We start from the raw sequence: 21,815 nt of genomic DNA, 5'->3' as shown, positions 1-21,815 counted from the left end.
GCGGGGGTTCCTCAGGTGCGCGCCGGCTCCAGGCCGGGTGCGGTGCCCGGGGCCTGTTCCCGCTCCGGCCGGCTGAGGGCCTCGCCCTCCACGTCGACCCGCGGCAGCGCCCGGTCCAGCCACTTCGGCAGCCACCAGGCCTTGTCGCCGAGCAGGGCGAGGACGGCCGGCGCGATCGCCATCCGTACGACGAAGGCGTCGAACAGGACGGCCGAGGCGAGCCCGAAGCCGATCATCTTGATCATGGAGTCGCTCTCGCCGATGAAACCGGCGAACACCGCGATCATGATGAGAGCGGCGGCCACGACCACCCGGGCGCTGTGCCGGAAGCCGGAGGTGATCGCCTGGGAGGGCGACTCGCCGTGGACGTACGCCTCCCGCATCCGGGAGACGAGGAACACCTCGTAGTCCATCGCGAGGCCGAAGACGATGCCCACCAGGAAGATCGGCATCAGACTCATGATCGGGCCGGTCTGCTCCACGCCGAGGAGCTCCGCGCCATGGCCCTGCTGGAAGACCACGACGACCGCGCCGAGCGAGGCCAGCACCGACAGCAGGAAGCCGAGGGCCGCCTTGAGCGGGACGAGCAGGGACCGGAAGACCACCAGCAGCAGCACGATCGCCAGCCCGACCACGACGACCAGGTAGGGGATCAGCGCGGCCTGGACCTTGTCGGCGATGTCGATGTTCATCGCGGTGGTGCCGGTGACCTCGTAGCTCGCGCCGGTGCCGGACTCGATGCCGGGGCGCTCGTCCCGGATGGTGGTCACCAGGTTCTTGGTCCTCTCGTCGGTCGGCGCGGTGGCGGGCACGGCCGAGAAGACGGCGGTGTCGCCGGCCTCGTTGAAGCGCGCCGGGGAGACGGACACGATGCCCTCGGTGCCGCCGATCTCCTTCGCGATCGTGCCGGCGGCGGCCTTGGGATCGGCGGCGCCCTTGGCGTCCACGACGATGGTCAGCGGCCCGTTGAAGCCCGGCCCGAAGCCCTCGGCGAGCGCGTCGTAGGCCCGGCGCTCGGTGGTGGAGACCGGCTTGGCCTCGTCGCCGGGCATGCCCAGCTGGAGGTCGGCGGCGGGCAGGGCGAGGGCGCCGAGACCGACGACGCCGAGGAGCAGGACGGGTATGGGGCGGCGCAGCACGAAGCGCGCCCAGCGGGTGCCGGCGTTGGCCCCGGTGCTCTCCTCGATCCGGCCGCTCTTGCGGGCCTTGCGGGTGAGCACGGCGTTCGGCCAGAAGCCGAGGAGCGCCGGGACGAGGGTGAGGGCGATCAGCACGGCGACGACCACCGCGCCCGCCGCGGCCAGCCCCATCTTGGTGAGCATCGGGATGCCGACCACGGCGAGCCCGGCCAGCGCGATCACGACGGTGAGCCCGGCGAACACGACCGCGGAACCGGCCGTGCCGACGGCCAGCCCGGTCGCCTCCTGCGGCGTGCGGCCCTTGGCGCGCTCCTCGCGGTAGCGGGAGACGACGAACAGGGCGTAGTCGATGCCGACGGCGAGGCCCAGCATCATCGCGAGGGTGCCGGTGGTCGTGGACAGACCCAGGGCACTGGACAGGGCGAGGATCGTGGCCATGCTCACGCCGACACCGATCACGGCCGTCAGCAGGGGCAGCCCGGCGGCGGCCAGCGAACCGAAGGTGATCAGGAGCACGACCGCGGCGATCGCGACACCGATCACCTCGGCCATGCCGCCCGGCCCGCCCTCGGCGGCCAGCGCGGTACCGCCCGCCTCGACGGTCAGCCCGGAGTCCCGGGCCTGGTCGATGGTCCGCTCCAGGTGGCCGCGGCTGGCGTCGGTGAGGTCGGCAGCGCCGACCTTGTAGGTGACCGTCGCGAAGGCCGTCGTGCCGTCCTCGCTGATCGTCTTCGCCGCGAACGGGTCGACGGCGTTCGCGACCTGCGTGCCGTCGCCGAGTCCGGCCACGGCCTTCTCGACGGCCTTCTTGTTCCCGGCGGCCGTGACCTTCTCGCCGCCCGGCGCGATGAAGACGACCCGGGCCGTCGCGCTGTCGGCCGTGGCGCCGGGGAAGCGCTGCTCCATCAGGTCGAACGCCTTCTGGGACTCGATGCCGGGCATCGAGAACTCCTCGTCGACGGCCCCCGGCGCCTTGAGGGCGCCCAGCCCCACGGCGGCCAGGACGGCCGCCCAGACCAGGGCGACGTACCAGCGCCGCCGGAAGGCCAGACGGCCCAGTCGATACAGGAAAGTAGCCACGGCAGGAGGTCTCCACATCTGGTGTCGGACGTGGGCCAAGCCTGTCCGTGAGGGGGTCGTCCCGTCGTCGTGCGCCTGCCGACAATCTCCGGTACTCGAAACGCAGTACGCACGGGCGGACCGATCCACCCCGGGTACGAGATTTCCGGGCCATCCGACCCGGCCTGTGCTACGTTGGTTCGCGTTGCAGTTTTGGTTCCCAGAGACTTCGAGTGCTCTTTCGACCTTTTGTCGACGAGCACTCTTTTTTGTGTCCGAGGATTCTCGGATCTCCTTAGGGTGATCAGATCGGCGACTACGGGTCCGCAAGGTGCGGGCCCTGAGTACTGCCCTCAAGGGAGATTCATATGGCTACCGGCACCGTGAAGTGGTTCAACTCGGAAAAGGGCTTCGGCTTCATCGAGCAGGAGGGTGGCGGCCCGGACGTCTTCGCCCACTACTCGAACATCGCCACCTCTGGCTTCCGTGAGCTCCAGGAAGGCCAGAAGGTCACCTTCGACGTCACGCAGGGCCAGAAGGGCCCGCAGGCCGAGAACATCGTTCCCGCCTGACGCGTACGCGAACGCCCTGAACCGGGGCCCGCACCCTCGCGGTGCGGGCCCCGGCTCGTTTTGCTCTTCTCCGGCTCAACTCTTGCGAATCCAGCGGCCCTCCGGCGCCGCCGCGCATTCCTCGACGCGTGCCGCATCGAGGAAGGTTCCGCATGGACCGCACCGCTCGCAAGAACAACGGCTCTCCCCATTCCCGTGGCAACGGGTACCGGCCCCGCAAGTCCGGCGGCGCCGGTAGCGCCGCCCGCCCCGCGGGCGGCGGACGCGGAGGGCGCCGCCCCGCCCCCAGCGGGGAATTCGCACCGCCCGTCACCGTCACCCCGGCGCTGCCCGCCGTCGAGGCGTTCGACGACCTCGACCTGCCCGAGCGGCTCAAGGCCGCGCTGAGCGCCGAGGGCCTGACCGCGCCGTTCCCGATCCAGGCGGCGACGCTGCCCAACTCGCTGGCCGGCCGGGACGTCCTCGGCCGCGGCCGCACCGGCTCGGGCAAGACGCTCGCCTTCGGGCTCGCCCTGCTCGCCCGCGTCGACGGGCAGCGGGCCGAGGCCCGGCAGCCCCTGGCCCTCGTCCTGGTCCCCACCCGCGAGCTGGCCCAGCAGGTCACCGACGCCCTCACCCCGTTCGCCCGCGCGCTGCGGCTGCGGCTCGCCACGGTGGTCGGCGGCCGACCGCAACGTCGACCGGCTGGTCCGCACCTACCTGCACGACCCGGTGGTCCACTCCGTCGACCCGTCCGCGGGCGCCGTCACCACGATGGAGCACCACCTGCTGCACGTGGAGGACGACGACAAGCACGCCACCACGACCCGGATCGCCGCCCGCGACGGACGCGTGATCATGTTCCTGGACACCAAGCACGCCGCCGACCGGCTCGCCAAGAAGCTGCTGGCCGTCGGCGTGCGCGCCATGGCCCTGCACGGCGGCAAGTCCCAGTCGCAGCGGACCAAGACCCTGGCCCGCTTCAAGGACGGTCAGGTCACGGTCCTGGTGGCGACCAACGTCGCCGCCCGCGGCATCCACGTCGACAACCTCGACCTCGTCGTCAACGTGGACCCGCCCGGCGACCACAAGGACTATCTGCACCGCGGCGGCCGTACCGCGCGGGCCGGCGAGTCCGGCACCGTCGTCACGCTGGTCCTGCCCCACCAGCGGCGTGAGATGACCCGGCTGATGTCCGACGCCGGGATCACCCCGCAGATCACCCGGGTCCGTTCGGACGAGGACGAACTGAGCCGCATCACCGGGGCGCAGGAGCCGTCGGGCGTGCCCGTCGTCCTCACCCCGCCGCCCGCCGAGAAGCCCGCGGCGCGCACGGGTTCCGCCCCGAACGGGCGGCGGAGCAGGCCGTCCCGGGGCCGCCGCCGCTGAACCGGCCGCCGGGCCCTACGGGCTCGGCGCCGGCCGCGGCATCGTGCCCTCCCCGTTCGACGACAGGAGCAGGGAGCCGTCCGGGGCCGCGGCGGGGCCGGAGAAGCGCGGGGCCACGCCGGGGACGCCGTGGGCGAAGAGGGCCGGGCCGGGGCGGCGTTCGACGCCCGGGGGCCCGACCGCCCAGGTCCTCGGCCTCGACGCGGCGCCGCCCGTGGTCAGGGACACCGGCCACAGCCTGCGGTGCTCGACGTCCACGATGAACAGGGCCTCGCCCTGCACGGCGGAGCCGGACCCTGCTTCGCTTGGAGACCGTGCACGCCGCGCCCGCGGCGCTGCCGCGCAGCGCCGCCACGGAGGCGGTGGCGACGATGGCGCCGCCGCCCGCCGCGATCACCCGCCCCGGTGCCGCCGTCCGCCGACGGGCGGGACACGGGGAGTGACCGACCGGCCCCCTGCCGCCCTCGGCCACGAGGCCATACCCGCGGTCATCAGACCCCGACCCGGATGCCACGCCATCTGAATGGGGACGCACCCCGGCGCCTGGTCCGCTGCCGAGGGCGTGTCGCCGCCTCACCGCCCGGGCCGCGGCGCGGCCGTACTCGCCCGTCGGACCAGCCGCGTCGGCACCAGCGTCGTCGTCCCGTGCTCCACCCCGTCCTGCCGCATCTTGCTGAGCACCCCCTCCACGCACAGCCGCCCCACCTCGGCGAAGTCCTGGTGGATCGTGGTGAGCGGCGGGAGGAAGGACGCGGACTCGGGGATGTCGTCGAAGCCGACGACGCTGATGTCGTCGGGGACGCGGCGGCCGCGTTCGTGCAGGGCGCGGAGCAGGCCCAGGGCCATCTGGTCGTTGGCGGCGAAGACCGCCGTGCACTCCGGCTCGTCGGCGAGGAGCAGGCCCGCCCGGTACCCGGAGGCGGCCGACCAGTCGCCGCGGACCAGGGGCGGCGGGGTGCGGCCCGCCCCGGTGAGGGTGGTGCGCCAGGCGTTGGCGCGGCGCTGGGCGGCGAAGGAGCCCTCGGGACCGGCCAGGTGCCACACCGTGTCGTGACCGAGATCCAGCAGGTGCCGTACGGCGTCCCGGGCGCCGCCCGCCTGGTCGGTGTCGACGACCGTGTAGCGGTCGCCGGCGTCGGAATCGGCCACCACGACCTGCACACCGGGCGGCAGGGACACCGTCGCCGCGTCGAGCAGGTGGATCTCCATGATGACGATGACGGCGTCCACGGCGAGTTCGCCCAGCCGGGAGAAGGCGCCGTTCACCTCGTCCTGGGTGGGGACGGCCACCGGCAGCAGGGTGACGGCGTACCCGTGCTCGGCGGCGGAGGTGGCGATGGCCTCCAGGGTGCGGATGTTGCCCATCGTGGACAGGGAGAAGGTGATCACGCCGAGGGTGCGGAACTCGCCCCGGCGCAGCGCCCGGGCCGCGCTGTTGGGGCGGTAGCCCAGCTCCCGCATGGCGGCCAGGACCTGCGCGCGGGTGTCCTCGGTGACGCCCGGGAAGCCGTTCGAGACGCGGGAGACGGTCTGGGAGGAGACCCCGGCGAGCTGAGCGACGTCCGCCATGGACGCGCCCTGGCGGGGCCGGGCCGCACGCCTTCTCGTACGGCTCGCGCCCCCCGGTTCGTTCTCCCCGCCCACGGTGCCCACCTGCCCCTCGTTCCCCTCGCCGCGCACCCGGCGCAATTTTCGGTCCGGAACGAGTCCTTGACCCCTGAGATTCGGACAGTGTAGACATCCCGCCAGTGGATGTTTACGTAAACATTGCCTAGTCGAAACCGTACGAGAAAGCGTCAAACCGCACCAGAAGCCCGCACCGGTCGCACGAGCTGGAGTACTCGAGATGGCACACCGCACCCGTAAGAGAAGGCTCCTCGGGGCCATCGGCGTCACCGCCGTGGCGACCGGAACCCTCCTGGCCACGACGACCCTGCCCGCCGCGCACGCCGAGCCGGCTCAGCCGGCCGCCGCCGGAGTCACCGTCCGGCCCGACCCCTCCTACGCGGGGGACACGTTCGAGGGCTGGGGCACCAGCCTGGTCTGGTTCGCGAACGCCACCGGCGACTACCCGCCCGCGGTCCGCGAGAAGCTCTACAAGCTCCTCTTCGGCGACGACGGTCTCAACCTGAACATCGCCCGCTACAACATCGGCGGCGGCAACGCCCCCGACGTCAAGGACTACCTGCGGGCCGGCGGCGCCGTCGAGGGCTGGTGGAAGGCCCCGGCGGGCACCACCCGCGAGGACGTCGACTGGTGGGACGCGGACGACCCGGCCGACTGGAACAAGAACGCCGACAAGACGCAGCGCTGGTGGGTCGACCGCATCAAGAAGGACATCACCCACTGGGAGACCTTCAGCAACTCCCCGCCCTGGTTCATGACCGAGAGCGGCTACGTCTCCGGCAACTTCGACGCGGGCAAGGACCAGCTGAAGACCGACTCCGTCGACGACTTCGCCAAGTACCTGGTGGGTGCGACCGAGCGTCTGGAGAAGGCGCACGGCATCAAGGTCGACACCCTCGACCCCTTCAACGAGCCGAACACCAACTACTGGGGCACCAAGCTCGGCCCCGACGGCGAGCCGGTCGGGGGCCGCCAGGAGGGCGCCCACATGGGCCCCGAGCTCCAGCAGAAGGTGCTCCGCGCACTGGCCCCGGTCCTGGACAAGTCCCGTTCGAAGGCGGAGATATCCGCGATGGACGAGACCAACCCGGGCACCTTCGCGACGAACTGGAACTCCTACCCCCAGGAGGTCCGCGACCTCGTCGCCCAGATGAACGTCCACACCTACGGCACCGGCCAGCGCACCACCGTCCGCGACCTGGCCAAGGCCGCCGACAAGCCGCTGTGGATGAGCGAGGTCGAGGGCGACTGGGGCGACGGCCAGAGCTTCACGGACATGCGGCCCGGCCTGGGCCTCGCCCAGCGCATGGTGGACGACCTGCGGGAACTGGAGCCCAAGGCCTGGGTGTTCTGGCAGCCCGTCGAGGACTACGACAACATGAAGCCGGGCGGCGAGTCCGCCAAGGGCGGCAACTGGGGTGAGATCCAGATCCCGTTCAGCTGCACCGCGAAGGACACCCTGAAGTCCTGCCCGATCTACACCAACACCAAGTTCGACACGGCCCGCAACTTCACGCACTTCATCAAGCCCGGCGACCGGCTGATCAAGACGAACGACACGTCCAGCACCGCGGCGGTCTCCCGCAAGGGCGACGCGGCGACCGTCGTCCACGTCAACAGCGCCACCGAGGCGCACGACGTCACGCTCGACCTGTCGAAGTTCGGCCGGGTCTCCTCCCGCGCCACGGTCACCCCGGTGGTGACCAGCGCCGACGGCAAGCTGGAGAAGCAGAAGCCCGTCCGTGTGACCGGCAAGCAGGCCACCCTCACGGTGCCCGCCCAGTCGGTGACGTCCTTCCTCGTCAAGGGCGTCTCGGGTGTCGCGAAGGACGCGGCCGAGCTGCGCAAGGGCCACACCTACCGCCTGACCGGCGTCCAGAGCGGCAAGGACCTCACCATCGCCGGCAACGGCACGGGCCTGGTCATCAAGACCCCGAACACCTCCGACCCCAGCGGTCAGCAGTGGCGGGTCGAGCAGATCCGCGGCGAGGACAACCGCAAGCGCTACGTCCTCACCGAGACCGGCTCGGACAAGCGCCTGGCCGTCCGTGACGGCGCCCTGGTCGCCGAGCCCGACGCGGGCCGGCGCGACGCCGCCGCGCAGTGGATCGCGTCCACGACCGGCGACGGCACCTGGACGCTGGTGAACGCGGCGACGGGCCAGCTCCCGGACGTCGGGGGCCAGTCCACGAACGACGGCGCCTCCGTGGGCGTCTGGCAGCCGAACTCCGGCTCCAACCAGCGCTGGAGGGTCACCGAGGTGACCGGCGGCTAGCGCTTCGCGTCCCGCCCGGCCTGCTGTCCGCGCCCCCGCCCGTCATCGGATGCCGATGGCGGGCGGGGGCGCCGTCGTGTCCTGCCCCCGCGGTGCCGGGTCAGCGGACCGGCGGCGCGAACTCCGGCTGGTCCAGCACCCGCAGCCGGCTTCCGTCCGCCTGCCTGCCTGCGGACCACCTGCGCCCGGGCCCCCGCCCCGTCCTTCGGCGGGGTGGAGGTGAGGGCGATGTCGCCGGGGACCAGGGTCGGCAGGGGCTCTTCGGGTTCGAGGTGCGGGCGGTCGGCCAGGACCTTCTCCCAGAGGGTGCGGATCGCTTCGCGGCCCACCGTGCGCCGGCACCATCGACGACGTCCGGACACCGGCGCTGCTCGCCCTGGTCTGGCGCAGCGGGCGGAGCCCCGCGGTGCGGGAGCTCCTCGCGCAGTGCGGGCGGGCGTTCGGCGTGCCCGGCGGCCCGGCTTAGGGGTCCTTTCACGATGAGCGCCCGACCCGGGCGGGTGAAGGGACCCCTTAGCCGTCAGCGTCGTCCGATGACCTCCGCGATGCGGAGGAAGCCGTCCTGCCCGTGGCCCAGGCCGATGGTGCGGCGGGCCATGCCCTCGGCCGCGCGCATGACACCGGCGTCGATGCCGTGCGACTCGGAGACGTGGACGATGTGGGACATGGACGACGCGGCCGAGGTGAGCGGGTTGCCGTCGCCGGAGTAGGTCCCGGCGTCGGCGTCCGCGGCGGTCTCCCCGAACAGCGGCGGGAGGATGGCGCCGATGCCCTGGGCGAAGGGGGCCAGTTCGGTCGCGGTGACGCCCTCGGCCCGGGCCACCGCCAGGGCGTGCGCGTAGCCCGACATCGCCGTCCAGAAGATGTCGAGCAGGGCGATGTCGTAGGCGGCGGCCCGGCCCGGGTCCGCGCCGAGGTGGGTGTGGGAACCGCCCAAGGCCTGTCGTAGGGAGGCGACTTCCTCGTAGAGGTCCTCCGGACCGCTGTACAGGAACACCGCGTCGGGCGTGCCGATGGTGGTCGTCGGGGTCATGATCGCGCCGTCGAGGTAGCGGACGCCGTGCTCCGCGGCCCAGCCGGCGGTGGCGCGGGCCCGGGCCGGTGTGTCGGCGGTCAGGTTCACGACTGTACGGCCCTTGAGGGCCGCCGCGACCCCGTCCTGGCGCAGCACGGCGTCGGCGGCGTCGTAGTTCACCACGCAGACGACGGTCACCTCGCTCGCCGCCACCGCTTCCGCCGCGGAGGCCGCACCCGCCGCACCACGGCCGAGCAGTTCCCGGTCCCGGCCCGGGGTGCGGTTCCAGACGGTGGTGCGCAGGCCCGCGTCGACGAGCGCGCCGGCCAGGGCACGGCCCATCGGGCCGAGACCGAGGACGGTGACCGTGGTGACCCGGTGACCGGCGGGCCGCCGGGCGGAATGCGCCGGGGCGGTGGAAGCGCTGTACGAAGTCATCGTGAACTCCTCTGTTGCGCAGGGCAGTTGTCCTGCATGACAATGACAATGCATAAGAAAAGGGGCGGAAATGACGCGTCGGCGGCAGGATCCGGACGTGTGCGGGGTGACCGCCGCGATCGCGGTGGTCGACGGCAAGTGGAAGACGGCTCTGCTCTGGCTGCTGGAATCGGGCCCGCACCGCCCGGCGGAACTGCGCCGGAAGCTGCCGGGCCTGTCCGAGAAGGTGCTGACCGAGGCCTTGCGCGAGATGGCCGCGGACGGGCTGGTGCACCGGGAGGTGTACGACGTGCTGCCGCCGAAGACGGTCTACTCCCTGACCGCGTTCGGCCGTGAACTCTCCGAGGCGCTGGCGCCGTTGTCCGACTGGGGCCACCGGCACCTGAAGAATCTGGCCGAGGCCGCCCGGCCGGCCTCCTGAGGCGGGTGCCACCTCCGTCCCTTGTGGATCCTGTGCCTCACCGGCCGCCCACCACCAGGTTCGCGCGGCACCGGCGCACTGCCAAGTCCCCACAAAAAGGTGGGTACTCGCGCCGGGCGATCACGTCCGGCGCCTGCCGGCGTCTCCCGGGCGCAGCAGGCGGGCCGTGCCTGCCCCGGTCACCCGGTCCGGCGAGCCGCCGCCACCCGTTCCCGGAACGGCCGCCGCCCCACCGCCTGCGCGACCTCGGCCAGCAACTCCCCCAGTGGCATCGACAGTTCCGCGTCCAGCTCGGCCATCGCCGCAGCCGTCGCCTCCCACTCCGCCTCGATCCGCGGCAGCAGCGACCGGGCCTCGGCCGTGAGGCCGACCAGCCGGCGGCGGGCGTCCAGCGGATCGGGGGTGTGGACGACCAGGCCCGCGCGGGCCATCTGGGCCGCGGTCTGGCTCGCCGCCGAGTGCGTGACGCCGATGGCCTCGGCCAGGTCGCGCACGGAGAGCGGTCCTTGCGCCACGAGCGCACGGACGACCGGGGAGAAGCGCGGCCGGTACCCGGCCATGCCCTGCTCCTCGTAGACCGCGGCCACATCGCCGTCGAGCAGCTCCAGGACGTGGCGGAGCAGCGTCCCCACGGCGGCCGGATCCGGTTGATTCCTCACGCTGATAATCTAACAGCGCTGTTACATCTGAGTACCTCCAAGGCACGTCATCCGCGGCAGGTCAGGAGAGGACGTCACGCATGCCCATGCCCGAGCCCTATCCGCCCGGCATCGAGCCGTACGCGCACGGCATGCTCGACGTCGGCGACGGCAACCGCGTGTACTGGGAGGCCTGCGGGAATCCCGCGGGCAAGCCCGCCCTCGTGCTGCACGGCGGGCCGGGGTCCGGGGCGGGGTCCTTCTGGCGCCGGCTGTTCGACCCGGCGGCGTACCGCATCGTGCTCCTCGACCAGCGCGGGTGCGGGCGGAGCACGCCCGACGCGGCCGATCCCGGGACCTCGCTCGCCGCCAACACCACGCACCATCTCATCGCGGACATCGAGCTGTTGCGGGAGCACCTCGGCATCGGGACGTGGCTGGTCCTCGGCGGCTCCTGGGGCGTCACCCTCGCCCTGGCCTACGCCGAGCAGCACCCCGGGTCCGTGTCCCAGCTGGTGCTCTTCAGCGTCACCAGCACCACGCGCCGCGAGGTGGAGTGGGTCACCCGGGACATGGGGCGGATCTTCCCCGAGGAGTGGGCCCGGTTCCGCGACGCCGTGCCGGAGGCCGAGCGCGAGGGGAGCCTGGTGGACGCCTACGCCCGGATGCTCGCCGACCCCGATCCCGCCGTACGGGAGCGGGCCGCGCGGGAGTGGTGCCGGTGGGAGGACGTGCACGTCTCCACCCTGCCGGGGCACCGGCCCGACCCGCGCTACGAGGACCCGCGCTTCCGGATGCGCTTCGCCCGGCTCGTCACGCACTACTGGCGGCACGCGGCCTTCCTGGAGGACGGGGCACTGCTGCGCGACGCCGGGAAGCTGGCCGGCATCCCGGGCGTGCTGATCCACGGCCGGATGGACATCAGCGGGCCTGCGGACATCGCGTGGCACCTGGCACAGGTGTGGCCGGACGCGGAACTCGTCCTGATCGGCGGCGAGGGACACGGGCTGTCGGGAACCTCCTCGACGGCGGCCGTGGTGGCGGCGACGGACCGGTTCCGGCACGCCTGAGGATCCCGCCACCCGCTGGCGGCGAGCCGCCAGGGTTCTGAGGGCTGCACGGTCCGCCGTCCGGCGGCCGCAGCGGTTCCGCCCTGCGACGGACCGCTGCGGCTCCGCCCTCAACGCACGCCAACTCCCGCCGACGTCGGCCGGTCCGGGACGCGTGAGAGTCCCCGTCCGCCCTCGGCGGACCACCGCAGCGGGCCGCCCGTCCACTCCGCCCGGCGACGCGCCGCCCGACCCCGCCGTCCCTCAGCTCACAGCACAGCCCCGTCCCGCCCCGCACGTGCGCAGGCTGCACCATCTGCGGCGGCCGCTCTCGTCGGGGAACAGCCAGCCGCAGTCGGGGGCGGGGCAGGTGCGGACGGTGAAGCGGCGGGGATCGGTGAGGAGTTCGCCCGCCGTGCGGGCCACCGCGTGCAGGGGCAGGCGCAGTCCGGCGGACGGGGACGGCTGCCAGCGGCCCAGGCCGTCCTCGCCCCGGGTGAGGACCGCCAGACCCGCGGCCTCCTGCACCACCGCGGCGACCGCCTTGAACGCCCGGCCGTCCTGCGGGTCGGTCAGGCAGGCGTACAGGTCCGTGCGGAACCGCCGGGCCTCGTCGAGGGCGGCGGCGGCCTCGTCCGGCCGGCGAAGGGCCCGTTCCCGCAGCCGGGCGGTCTGCCGGTGCTCGATCAGGTCCAGGTGCCCGGCCCACACGGCGAGCGTGGCGTAGCCGGTCAGCCACTCCGACCCGGGCAGCCGGTCCCCGCCCCACCCGGCGTAGGTGTTGCAGAACTCCAGCGCGGGGTGTCCGCTCGTGCTCCAGGGGAGCCACTGGTCGTCGACCCGCACCGCGTAGACGGGCCCGGGCGGCCGGTCCAGCCGGGGGTCGCCGCTCAGCATCCGCTCATGCAGGGTGCGCAGTTCGCGGCTCGGCCCGATGCCGAGGTCGGTCGCGAGGAGGGCGCGGGTGCGGTCGTAGAGCCGGAGCGCTTCGGCCCGGCGGCCCGTGCGGTGCAGGGCGGTCATCTGCGCGGCGACCAGGCGCTCGCGGGCCGGATGCTCCGGGAGCAGCGGCGCCAGGTCCGCGACGACCCGCTCGGGCAGCCCCATGCCGAGCTGGGCCTCCGCCCGTCGTTCCACCGCCGACAGCCGCAGTTCGCCCAGGCCGCCGTCGAGCCGGGAGCGCAGCCGGTCGTCGGCGACATCCGCGAGCAGGGGGCCCTGCCAGAGCGCCAGGGCACGGTCGTAGTGGCCGATGCGCTCCACCGGGTCACGGGCGTCGGCCGCGTGCCCGACGAGTTCGGTGAACTCCCGCGCGTCGATCCGGTGCGGGCCCCGCTCCACGGCGTAGCCGTCGTGCCGGGTCTCGACGGACACCCCGTACGGCCGGAGTGCGGCGCGGATCCTGCCGACGTAGGTGTGGACGGTGGCGCGGGCCGAGGCGGGCGGGGCGTCGTCCCAGAGCAGGTCGATGAGGCGGCCGGTCGGGACGGAGTGGCCGGCGTGCAGCAGCAGGACCGCCAGCAGGCACCGCTCCTGCCGGCGGCTGCCGAGCAGCACCGGCCGCCCCTCGTGACGGGCGGCGAACGGACCGAGCAGCTGGAAATCCATGGCTGTCCGGCAGGGTAACCGGGCGGCGGGGCCGCGCGTGGTGAGGCTTTGGTCAGAGGCCGGGTCCAGACTTCGGCGCACCGTCCTTCCGCCCCTCCGCACAGGGAGAACCATGCGCCGAACCGCCCTCGCCCCCCTGGCACTTGTGGCCGTGCTCCTCGGCCCGCAGCCCGCGTCCGCCGCGACCGGGACCGGCTGGGAGCCCGCGCCCTCCGCACCGTGGGACGTCGCCGCCGGTGCGCGGTGCGACTTCCCCGTCCACGGCGAGCCCGTCGTCGACGAGGTCGTGCGGCGGGTGCTGAGCAGCTACCCCGACGGCTCCGCACGGCGGGTCGCCTACCAGGGCGATCTGGTCATCCGCCTCACGAACACCGGGACCGGCGCCACCCACGACGCCGACGCGAGCGGCTCGGCCGTCGTCGAGTACCGGCGTGACGGCTCACAGCGCTGGGCCGTGCACGGCCCGGTGTTCGTCGGTGTCGGGGAGGGCGGTGGCACCCTGCCGCGCGGCCTGTACATCGTCGACGGCGTCTACACGATGGACATCGGCGCCACCGGGTACAAGTCCGTGCACCTCCTCCACGGGAGCACGGACGACCTGTGCGCCCGCATCGGCTGACGCGTCACGGCACACGGGCGGGGCTGTGGGCTGCCGCGGCGTGACCGATCCCTCACGGATCCCCCGCGCACGGCCCTGGCCCCGCCACCCCCTCCCACCCGATCGTGGGCACCATGAACGATCACGGTGACGAGCCCGACGACATCCGCCGCTTCTGGGGGCGGCTCGGGCTCCCCGGCCTCGTCGACGTGCACACGCACTTCATGCCCGAGCGGGTCCTGAACAAGGTCTGGGAGTACTTCGACGCGCTCGGGCCGCTCACCGGCGGACTGGAGTGGCCCATCACCTACCGGGAGGCGGAGACCGAACGCGCGCAGATCCTCCGGGGGTTCGGCGTACGGGCCTTCACCGCGATGCTCTACCCGCACAAGCCCGGCATGGCCCGCTGGCTGAACGGCTGGGCGGCCGACTTCGCGCGCCGCACCCCGGACTGTCTGCACACCGCGACCCTGTTCCCCGAGCCGGGCGTCGAGGCGTACGTCCGGGAAGCCGTCGAAGCGGGCGCACGGGTCTTCAAGGCACATGTGCAGGTGGGGGCCTACGACCCGGCCGACGACCTGCTCCGCCCGGCGTGGGGCGTGCTGGCCGAGGCCGGGGTCCCCGTGGTGATCCACTGCGGCTCCGGCCCCGCGCCCGGCAAGCACACCGGCCCCGGGCCGATCGCACGCGTGCTGGCGGAGCACCCCCGGCTCCGGCTGATCGTCGCCCACATGGGGATGCCCGAGTACGAGGAGTTCCTCGACCTCTCCGAGCGGTACGGGGAGGTGCGGCTGGACACGACGATGGCGTTCACCGACTTCGCCGAGCGGCTCGCGCCGTTCCCGCCCCGGGCCCTGCCCCGGCTGGCGGACGCCGGCGACCGCATTCTGCTCGGCTCCGACTTCCCCAACATCCCCTACCCGTACCTGGACCAGCTCCACGCCCTGGAGCGGCTGGGCCTCGGGGACGCGTGGCTGAGGGCCGTGTGCCACGACAACGCGGCGAAACTCTTCGGCCTCTGATCCCCCGGCGGGGGTGGGGCGACCCCCCGGGCCCGGGTCCACCGAACGGTGGACGGCAGGTTCAACCGAGTGCCTCTGTCCGGCAATTGCCCTGTTCGGCAACGCTTTTGGGCATGAACTCACTGACTGTGCGCGTGGCGCGCTGGAGTGCGCGACATCCTTGTCGGGCGATCGTCGGCTGGCTGGTGTTCGTGGTGCTGTGCCTGGGGGCCGGCAGTGCCGTCGGCATCAACAGCGCGAAGACGGCGGACTACCGGGTCGGTGAGGCCGGCCGGGCCGAGACCCTCGCGGCCGAGGCCCGGCTGGAACGCCGGTCCGCCGAACAGGTGCTGATCTCCTCCCGTTCGGGCGGTGCCCTGGACCAGGGCACCGCCCGGGCCGCCGCGGAGGACCTGACCGACCGGATGCGGCGGCTGCCCGAAGTGGCGGGCGTGGCCGACCCGTTGCTGTCCGGCGACCGGCGGACTCTGATGGTCGAGGTGACGCTGAAGGGCGAGGAGCGCGACGCCAAGGACAAGGTCGACGCGCTGCTGGCGCAGACGGCGGCGGTGCAGAAGAGCCACCCCGGGCTGCTGCTGGAGGAGACCGGAAGTCCCTCCGTCAGCAAGGGGGTAGACCAGCAGCGCAGTGACGACCTGGCGCTGTCCGAGGCGATCACTCTGCCCGTCACCCTCCTCACCCTGCTGGTCGTGTTCGGGTCGGTGACCATGGCCGGGGTGCCGTTGCTGCTGGCGCTGTCGTCGATCGCGGCGGCGGTCGGCCTCTCGATGGTCGTCTCGCACGTGTCGCCCGACGCCGGGGTCGGGACGAACGTCATCCTGATGATCGGCCTCGCGGTCGGCATCGACTACACGCTCTTCTACCTCAAGCGCGAGCGGGAGGAACGGGCCCGCTCCGGCGGCCGGCTGTCCTCCGAGGCCCTGGTGGAGCTGGCCGCGGCGACCTCGGGGCGGGCCGTCGTGGTCTCCGGGTTCGCTGTGGTCGCCTCCACGGCCACGCTGTACCTGGCCTCCGACGTGATCTTCTCGTCCCTCGCGACCGGCACCATCGTGGTCGTCCTGGTGGCGGTGGCCAGTTCGCTGACGGCCCTGCCCGCGCTGCTGGTGAAGCTGGGGCGGCGGGCGGAACGCCGGGCATCGCGGCGGGCGGAGCGCGGGAAGCCCGTCCGCAGGGTGCGGGGCCAAGGTGGCGGCCGGATGTGGAACGCGCTGCTGCGACCCGCGGCCCGGCATCCCCTGGCCACCCTGTGCGTATCGGTCGTGGCGCTGCTGGCGCTGGTCCTCCCGCTGGCCGGGCTGAAGATCACCGAGATGAGCCGGGACACGCACTCCCGCGAGATCCCCGCGATGCAGGTGTACGACCGGCTCAACGAGGCGTTCCCCGAGCAGCGGGTGACCCACCAGGTCGTCGTGCGGGCCGACGCCTCGCGGTCGGCGGAGGTCACCGCCGCCCTGCGAGAGGTGGCCGGGCGGGCGGAGGCCGACCCGCTGTTCACCGGGGCGTCGCGGATCCGGACCTCGGCCGACGACCGCACCGGCACCCTCGAACTGAAGGTGCCCTACCTCGGCAACTCCGAGGAGGCGTACGACTCCCTCCACCGGCTCCGGGACGACTTCCTGCCCGCCACCGTCGGCCGGATCGGCGGCGCCGAGTACGGGGTGAGCGGCGACGTCGCCCGCTACGCCGACTATCCCGCCCACCAGAACGGCAAACTGCCGGTGGTGCTGGGCGCGTTGCTGCTGGTGACGTTCGCGATGACCGTGTACGCCTTCCGCTCGGTGGTCCTCGGGCTGCTCGGCGTCGCTCTGAACCTGCTGTCCGCGGCGGCGGCGCTCGGGCTGCTCGTGCTGGTCTTCCAGGGGACCTGGGCGGAGGGCCTGCTGGCCTTCGAGTCCACCGGGTCGATCGGGTCGCGCGTGCCGCTGTTTCTCTTCGTGATCCTCTTCGGCCTGTCCATGGACTACCAGGTGTTCGTGGTGAGCCGGATCCGGGAGGCGGCGCTCGCCGGGGTGCCCACGCGGCAGGCGGTGCTGGACGGGATCCGGTCCTCGGCGAGCGTGGTGACCAGCGCCGCGGTCGTGATGACGACCGTGTTCGCGAGCTTCGTCTTCCTGCACATCATCGAGATGAAGCAGATCGGCTTCGTCCTGGCGGCGGCCGTGCTGATCGACGCGTTCGTGGTGCGCGTCATGGTGCTGCCGGCGGCGATGCTGCTGCTGGGCGAGTCGACCTGGTGGCCCTCGCGGGCGGTGCGCCGGGCACTCGCCGCCCCGGAGAAAACCCCCTCCTCCCGTCCGGCGGTCGACGTACGTTGATCGGTATGACCGCTCTCGCCGGGGCCGCCTCCGACACCTTCTGGACGACCACGCTGCGCCGCTGGAACGCGGTGTGCTGGCCGCTGTTCGCCGTGATGGGCGTCGGCCTGGTCGCCATCGACCGGCCCGGCGGGAGCAAGTACGCGGCGCTGGCCCTGCTGGGCGCGGTGGTGGTGTCCTACGCGGTCCTGTACCGCTTCCCCGCCAACCCCGTCGTCCGGCCGGACGGGTATCTGTCGGTGCTGGTGGTGGCGCTCGGCGGGATGGCGTACCTGCGCGGCAACTACGCGGCCCTGTTCATGGTGACGCTGCCGCACTACTGGATGTTCGGGCGGACGCCGAGGGTCTCGATGGTGTTCCTGGGGCTCGCCACGGCCGCGACCCTGGCCGGGAGCGTGCTGCGGGACGACGGCTGGACGGTGGAGTTCTTCACCGAGACGCTCGTGTCGACGCTGCTCGTCGTCGCCGTGGGCGCGCTGATCGGGCTGTGGGCGCACTCCGTGGTCGCGCAGAGCGCCGAACGGGCCCGGCTGCTCGCGGAACTGGAGGAAACCCAGGCCGAGTTGACCGAGGCGCACCAGCGCCAGGGCGCGGCGGACGAGCGGGAGCGGATGGCCCGGGACATCCACGACACCCTCGCGCAGGGCTTCGCCTCGATCATCGTGCTCGCCGAGGCGGCCCGGGCGGGGCTCGGCTCCGATCCGGCCCGCAGCGCCCAGCAGTTGCGGTCGATCGAGTCCACCGCCCGGGAGAACCTCGCCGAGGCGCGGGAGCTGGTCGGCTCGGGCCGGCGGCCGGACCAGACCGTGGCGGGTTCGGTGGCGGAAACCCTCCGCCGCACCCTGGACCGTTTCGCCGAGGACACCGGTCTCACCGTCGACGCCGAACTGGAGGACCTGGAGTGCGACCAGCAGACCCGGATCGCGCTGCTGCGCTGCACCCAGGAGTCCCTGGCCAACGTCCGCAAGCACGCCCGGGCCTCCACGGTCGGCGTGGTCCTGGCCCGGCAGCCGTACGGGGTGGAGCTCGAGATCACCGACGACGGGGCGGGGTTCGCGGTGGAGGAGTCCTCGGGCTTCGGTCTGGACGGCATGCGCAAGCGACTGGCGGAACTGGGCGGGAGGCTGACAGTGACGAGTTCGGTGGGGGACGGGACCCGGGTCATGGCGCTGATACCGCTGGGGGCCACAACGTGACGGACCGACCGCTGCGCATCGTCGTCGTCGACGACCACACCGTCATGCGCGCCGGAGTGGTGGCCCTCCTCGCCTCCGGGACCGGCATCGAGATCGTCGGCGAGGCGGGCGACGGCCGCGCCGCCCTCGACCTCGTCGCACGCCACGAACCCGATGTCGCCCTGGTGGACCTGCGGATGCCCGTCCTGGACGGCGTGGCCACGACCACCGAGATCGTGGCGCGCTTCCCCCGCACCCGGGTGCTGATCCTGACCACCTACGACACGGACGCGGAGATCGAGCGGGCGGTGGAGGCCGGGGCGATCGGCTACCTCCTGAAGGACACCACCCGTGAGCAGCTGGCCGACGCGATCCACGCGGCGGCCCGCGGGGAGACCGTGCTGGCGCCCCGGGTCGCCGAGCGCCTGGTCGCCCGGATGCGCCAGCCCGCCCCCGTCCCCCTCACGGCCCGCGAGGCGGACGTCCTGAACGCGGTCGCGGACGGCCTCACCAACGCCGAGATCGGCCGCCGCCTGGTCATCGCCGAGGCCACGGTGAAGACGCACCTGCTCCGCCTGTTCGCCAAGCTCGACGTGAACGACCGGACGAGGGCGGTGGTGGTGGCGATGGAACGGGGGCTGCTGCACCGGCCGTAGGGCGTTTCAGGAGCCGATGTCGACGACGCGGGCCCACGCCGGGGGTGTGTCCGGGACGTACTCGGGGTCGGACTCGTCGTAGGCGTGACTCCGGTACGGGCGCGGGAACAGGCCGATCACCGTGCGGCAGGGGGGCCGGGTGCCCGGCCAGGGGGTCTGGCCATCGGTGAGGGCGACGATGACGTCGGGGGCCGGGCGGGTGCGCAGGGCGCGGGTGAAGCCGGCCCGCAGGTCCGTGCCGCCCCCGCCCGTCAGCGGGATGCCCTCGGTGCTGCACAGACGGCGGGCCAGACCGGCGGAGGCGTCGCAGGGCACGACGGTGACCAGGTCACGGCGGCCGCCCACGGCCCGGGCGATCGCGGCCACTTCCAGCAGGGCGCTGCCCAGTTCGGCGTCGCTGACCGAGCCGGAGGTGTCGATGACGACGGCGACGCGGGGCGGGCGGCGGCGCAGGCTCGGCAGGACCGTGCCGGGCAGGGCGGTGGAGCGGCGGGCCGGGCGGCCGTAGGTGTAGTCCTCGCCCGCGCCGGGGGCGGACGCGGCCGAGCGGACCGCGGCGCCCAGCAGCTGCCGCCACGGCTGGGGCGGGTGGAAGGCCTCCTCGGCCCAGCGCCGCCAGCCCCGCGGGGCGTTGCCGGGGCGGCCGTTGATGCCCTGGGCGACCCGGAAGCGGACCGCGTCGCGCTCCTGCTCGCTCAGGCCGTGCGCGCCGTCCGGGCCGAGTTCCCACTCCCGGTCCAGGCCGTCGGCGCCGCTGCCGCAGTCGAGCCAGGCCAGGTCCTGTGAGCCCGGGCCCAGGGTGAACTGCCGCAGGTACTCCTCCATCAACTCGTTCTCCGACAGGCCGAGATGGCCTGGTTCGACGACTCCTTCCGGGCGGGCCAGGCCGTCGCCGTAGACGTCGTCGTTGATCTCGAAGTCCGCGGCGATGTTCATCCGCAGACGCTCCCCCGGGCCGTTCAGGCCCCGCTCGCGGGCGACCCGGTCGCTACGGGCGTGGTGGTCGCGCAGCAGGTGCGACACCTCGTGCACCCACACACCGGCCAGTTCCTCGACGGGCGTGCGGTCCACGTACGCCGGCGACACGTAGCACCGCCAGTAGCGGTCGACCCCCATCGTCGGCACCCGCCGCGACTCGACGACGTGCAGGGCGAAGAGGGCCGTGGCGAGGTAGGGGCGGACGCGGGCGGCGTGCAGACGGGCCGTGAAGAGCTTGTCCCGGTCGAGGGCCCCGGGCGCGACCCCGGGCGCGCCGGTCGCCGTCGGTCCGGGAGCGGCCTCGGGCACACCGGTGGCCGTCGGTCCGGGAGCGGCCTCGGGCCCACCCGTCGCCGACCCAGGAACGGCCTCAGGTGCACCGGTCGCCGTCGACCCAGGGGCCGCCCCGGGCGCACTGGTCGCCGTCGGTCCACGGGCGGCCTCAAGGGCCACCTCTGGCGCACCGGTCGCCGTCGGCCCAAGGGCCGCCTCAGGCGCGTCGGTCGTCGTCGGCCCGCCCCGGTCGCGACCCCGGCCGGCGGCCGTCACCGGCCCGCCTTCGCCGCGGCGGCGGCCGCGACGGCGGCCGTGGTCCGGTCCGCCCGCCGGGACAGGGAGACCACTCCGGCCAGCCGTTCGATGGAGGCCGGGACGTCCCAGTCGTCGCGGCGCAGGGCCGCGAGCGTGGTGGCGGGGACGACCACCACGTCCGGGGGGCCGGTCTCCAGGGCCTTCACCAGGAGCGCCCAGGCCGCGTCCCAGCGCAGCCGCTCCGGGCGGTTGCGCACAGCGGCCACGACGCCGTCCAGCGCGGCCTGCCGCAGATCCCCGCGCTCCGGCAGCACCGCACCGGCCGGGTCGGCCAGCAGTGTCTCGGGGTCCGGGAGGTCCATCCGGTCCAGGCTCGCCAGCAGTTCGAGCCCGGGCCCGTCCCCGACGGTGCCCCTCACCAGCAGGGAGAGGACGTCGCGGGAGGAGCCGGCCGCGGTCGCGAAGGCGATCAGGTGCAGCGTCATCTCCCAGCTGCGCGGGGACGGCCACGGTCCGCCCCGGCGCGTCTCCCCGCTGGGCAGCCGGTGCGCGAGGCCGGGGCGGGCGGTGAGCAGCCCGCACACGGCCCGGCGGGCGAAGTCCACGGCCTCCGGGAGCCTGTCCGGGTCGAGCCGGGGCAGCGTCGCCCGGGGCCAGATCCCGCCGAGGCCGCGCACGACGACGTCGGTGTCGTGCGTCCACTGCAGGTGGACGAAGCGGTTGGCGAGGGGCGGGCTCAGTTCCCAGCCGTCCGCGGCCGAGGAGCGCGGGTTGGCGGCGGCCACGATCCGCACGCCCGGCGGCAGCCGCAGCGCGCCGATCCGCCGCTCCAGCACGAGCCGGAGCAAAGCGGCCTGCACGGCGGGCGGCGCGGTGGAGAGTTCGTCGAGGAAGAGCAGCCCCCGTCCGGCCCGCACCAGGCGCACGGCCCAGTCCGGCGGAGCCATCGGCACGCCCTGCTCGGCGGGGTCGTCACCGACGATCGGCAGCCCCGAGAAGTCGGACGGCTCGTGCACGCTCGCGATCACCGTGGTCAGGGGCAGGTCCAGGGCGGTGGCGAGCTGTGTCAGGGCCGCGGTCTTGCCGATGCCCGGTTCGCCCCACAGCAGCACGGGCAGGTCGGCGGCGACGGCCAGGGTGAGGGCCTCCAGCTGGGTGTCGGGGCGGGGTTCGGTGGTGGTGTCCCGCAGCAGGGCCAGCAGGTCGCCGGCCACGTCGAGCTGGGCGGCGGTGTCGGACGGGAACGGGGTGTGAGAGCGCATGAGTGATCACCTGTGTGCCGGCGGTGAGCCGTCTCGGTGGGATGAAGGGCGGGGCGGGGGCAGGGCGTTC

General features: G+C 73.5%; 18 protein-coding genes and 2 pseudogenes. 11 read left to right on the top strand and 9 right to left on the bottom strand.

Translation table 11 applies throughout. The features are described from left to right. Positions 1-11: 11 nt before the first annotated feature. On the bottom strand, positions 12-2,219 hold the full coding sequence (locus tag OO68_RS21435; RefSeq protein WP_033310037.1) for an MMPL family transporter: 2,208 nt from the start codon (positions 2,217-2,219) through the stop codon (positions 12-14). Between the two features lie 347 nt (positions 2,220-2,566). Here OO68_RS21435 and OO68_RS21430 point away from each other — a divergent pair, with 347 nt between their 5' ends. Continuing rightward, complete coding sequence (locus OO68_RS21430) at positions 2,567-2,770, top strand: cold-shock protein (protein WP_003991681.1); 204 nt, start codon at positions 2,567-2,569, stop codon at positions 2,768-2,770. Between the two features lie 152 nt (positions 2,771-2,922). Continuing rightward, positions 2,923-4,138, top strand: a pseudogene (locus OO68_RS42370) (DEAD/DEAH box helicase). Between the two features lie 15 nt (positions 4,139-4,153). Here OO68_RS42370 and OO68_RS21420 read toward each other — a convergent pair. Further along, on the bottom strand, positions 4,154-4,420 hold the full coding sequence (locus OO68_RS21420; RefSeq protein ID WP_033310036.1) for a hypothetical protein: 267 nt from the start codon (positions 4,418-4,420) through the stop codon (positions 4,154-4,156). A gap of 23 nt (positions 4,421-4,443) precedes the next feature. Here OO68_RS21420 and OO68_RS46305 point away from each other — a divergent pair, with 23 nt between their 5' ends. Next, complete coding sequence (locus tag OO68_RS46305) at positions 4,444-4,581, top strand: hypothetical protein (RefSeq protein WP_157852741.1); 138 nt, start codon at positions 4,444-4,446, stop codon at positions 4,579-4,581. Positions 4,582-4,711: 130 nt separating this feature from the next. On the opposite strand, the gene OO68_RS21415 is transcribed toward OO68_RS46305, so the two are convergent. Then, entirely contained in the window at positions 4,712-5,707 is a 996-nt protein-coding gene (locus tag OO68_RS21415) for a LacI family DNA-binding transcriptional regulator (protein WP_033310422.1), read from the bottom strand. A 277-nt stretch (positions 5,708-5,984) separates the two neighbouring features. Between OO68_RS21415 and OO68_RS21410 the strand changes: the two genes are divergently transcribed. Then, a complete protein-coding gene (locus OO68_RS21410) occupies positions 5,985-8,039 on the top strand; it encodes a glycoside hydrolase (RefSeq protein WP_033310035.1) in 2,055 nt (684 codons plus the stop codon). A 100-nt stretch (positions 8,040-8,139) separates the two neighbouring features. On the opposite strand, the pseudogene OO68_RS44235 reads toward OO68_RS21410, so the two are convergent. Next, positions 8,140-8,371: pseudogene (locus OO68_RS44235) on the bottom strand (Cif family virulence factor); the annotation flags it as partial. A 188-nt stretch (positions 8,372-8,559) separates the two neighbouring features. Beyond that, entirely contained in the window at positions 8,560-9,492 is a 933-nt protein-coding gene (locus OO68_RS21405; protein WP_078625395.1) for an NAD(P)-dependent oxidoreductase, read from the bottom strand. Between the two features lie 70 nt (positions 9,493-9,562). Between OO68_RS21405 and OO68_RS21400 the strand changes: the two genes are divergently transcribed. Next, positions 9,563-9,913, top strand: a complete 351-nt coding sequence (locus OO68_RS21400) for a winged helix-turn-helix transcriptional regulator (RefSeq protein WP_033310034.1) — start codon at positions 9,563-9,565, stop codon at positions 9,911-9,913. A 179-nt stretch (positions 9,914-10,092) separates the two neighbouring features. Here the strand turns inward: OO68_RS21400 and OO68_RS21395 are convergent, their stop codons facing one another. Beyond that, positions 10,093-10,572, bottom strand: a complete 480-nt coding sequence (locus OO68_RS21395; RefSeq protein WP_245237092.1) for a MarR family winged helix-turn-helix transcriptional regulator — start codon at positions 10,570-10,572, stop codon at positions 10,093-10,095. Positions 10,573-10,658: 86 nt separating this feature from the next. Between OO68_RS21395 and pip the strand changes: the two genes are divergently transcribed. After that, positions 10,659-11,621 (top strand): prolyl aminopeptidase, encoded by a 963-nt coding sequence (pip, locus tag OO68_RS21390; RefSeq protein WP_033310418.1) that lies wholly within the window; start codon positions 10,659-10,661, stop codon positions 11,619-11,621. A 243-nt stretch (positions 11,622-11,864) separates the two neighbouring features. Here pip and OO68_RS21385 read toward each other — a convergent pair whose 3' ends face one another. Then, the gene (locus tag OO68_RS21385) at positions 11,865-13,208 is read right to left on the bottom strand and encodes a BTAD domain-containing putative transcriptional regulator (RefSeq protein ID WP_033310032.1); all 1,344 of its coding nucleotides are present in this window, start codon (positions 13,206-13,208) and stop codon (positions 11,865-11,867) included. A gap of 112 nt (positions 13,209-13,320) precedes the next feature. Here OO68_RS21385 and OO68_RS21380 point away from each other — a divergent pair, with 112 nt between their 5' ends. From OO68_RS21380 to OO68_RS21360, 5 genes are all read left to right on the top strand, one after another. Beyond that, the gene (locus OO68_RS21380; RefSeq protein ID WP_033310031.1) at positions 13,321-13,827 is read left to right on the top strand and encodes a hypothetical protein; all 507 of its coding nucleotides are present in this window, start codon (positions 13,321-13,323) and stop codon (positions 13,825-13,827) included. A 113-nt stretch (positions 13,828-13,940) separates the two neighbouring features. Then, complete coding sequence (locus OO68_RS21375; RefSeq protein WP_033310030.1) at positions 13,941-14,828, top strand: amidohydrolase family protein; 888 nt, start codon at positions 13,941-13,943, stop codon at positions 14,826-14,828. Positions 14,829-14,941: 113 nt separating this feature from the next. Continuing rightward, entirely contained in the window at positions 14,942-17,143 is a 2,202-nt protein-coding gene (locus tag OO68_RS21370) for an MMPL family transporter (RefSeq protein ID WP_033310029.1), read from the top strand. Positions 17,144-17,148: 5 nt separating this feature from the next. Further along, on the top strand, positions 17,149-18,339 hold the full coding sequence (locus OO68_RS21365; protein WP_209442604.1) for a sensor histidine kinase: 1,191 nt from the start codon (positions 17,149-17,151) through the stop codon (positions 18,337-18,339). Next, a complete protein-coding gene (locus tag OO68_RS21360; protein ID WP_033310027.1) occupies positions 18,336-18,974 on the top strand; it encodes a response regulator in 639 nt (212 codons plus the stop codon). Before OO68_RS21365 ends, OO68_RS21360 begins: the two co-directional genes overlap by 4 nt. Before the next feature lie 6 nt (positions 18,975-18,980). On the opposite strand, the gene OO68_RS21355 is transcribed toward OO68_RS21360, so the two are convergent. Together OO68_RS21355 and OO68_RS21350 are read right to left on the bottom strand one after the other, a co-directional pair. Beyond that, positions 18,981-20,261 (bottom strand): vWA domain-containing protein, encoded by a 1,281-nt coding sequence (locus OO68_RS21355; RefSeq protein WP_051814748.1) that lies wholly within the window; start codon positions 20,259-20,261, stop codon positions 18,981-18,983. 236 nt (positions 20,262-20,497) lie between these two features. Further along, entirely contained in the window at positions 20,498-21,745 is a 1,248-nt protein-coding gene (locus OO68_RS21350; RefSeq protein ID WP_033310026.1) for an AAA family ATPase, read from the bottom strand. Between the last annotated feature and the right edge of the window lie 70 nt (positions 21,746-21,815).

Source organism: Streptomyces iakyrus (assembly GCF_000717055.1).
GTDB lineage: Bacteria > Actinomycetota > Actinomycetes > Streptomycetales > Streptomycetaceae > Streptomyces > Streptomyces iakyrus.
Note: the sequence above shows the minus strand (reverse complement) of the source record. Positions and strands in the feature narration are given on the sequence as shown.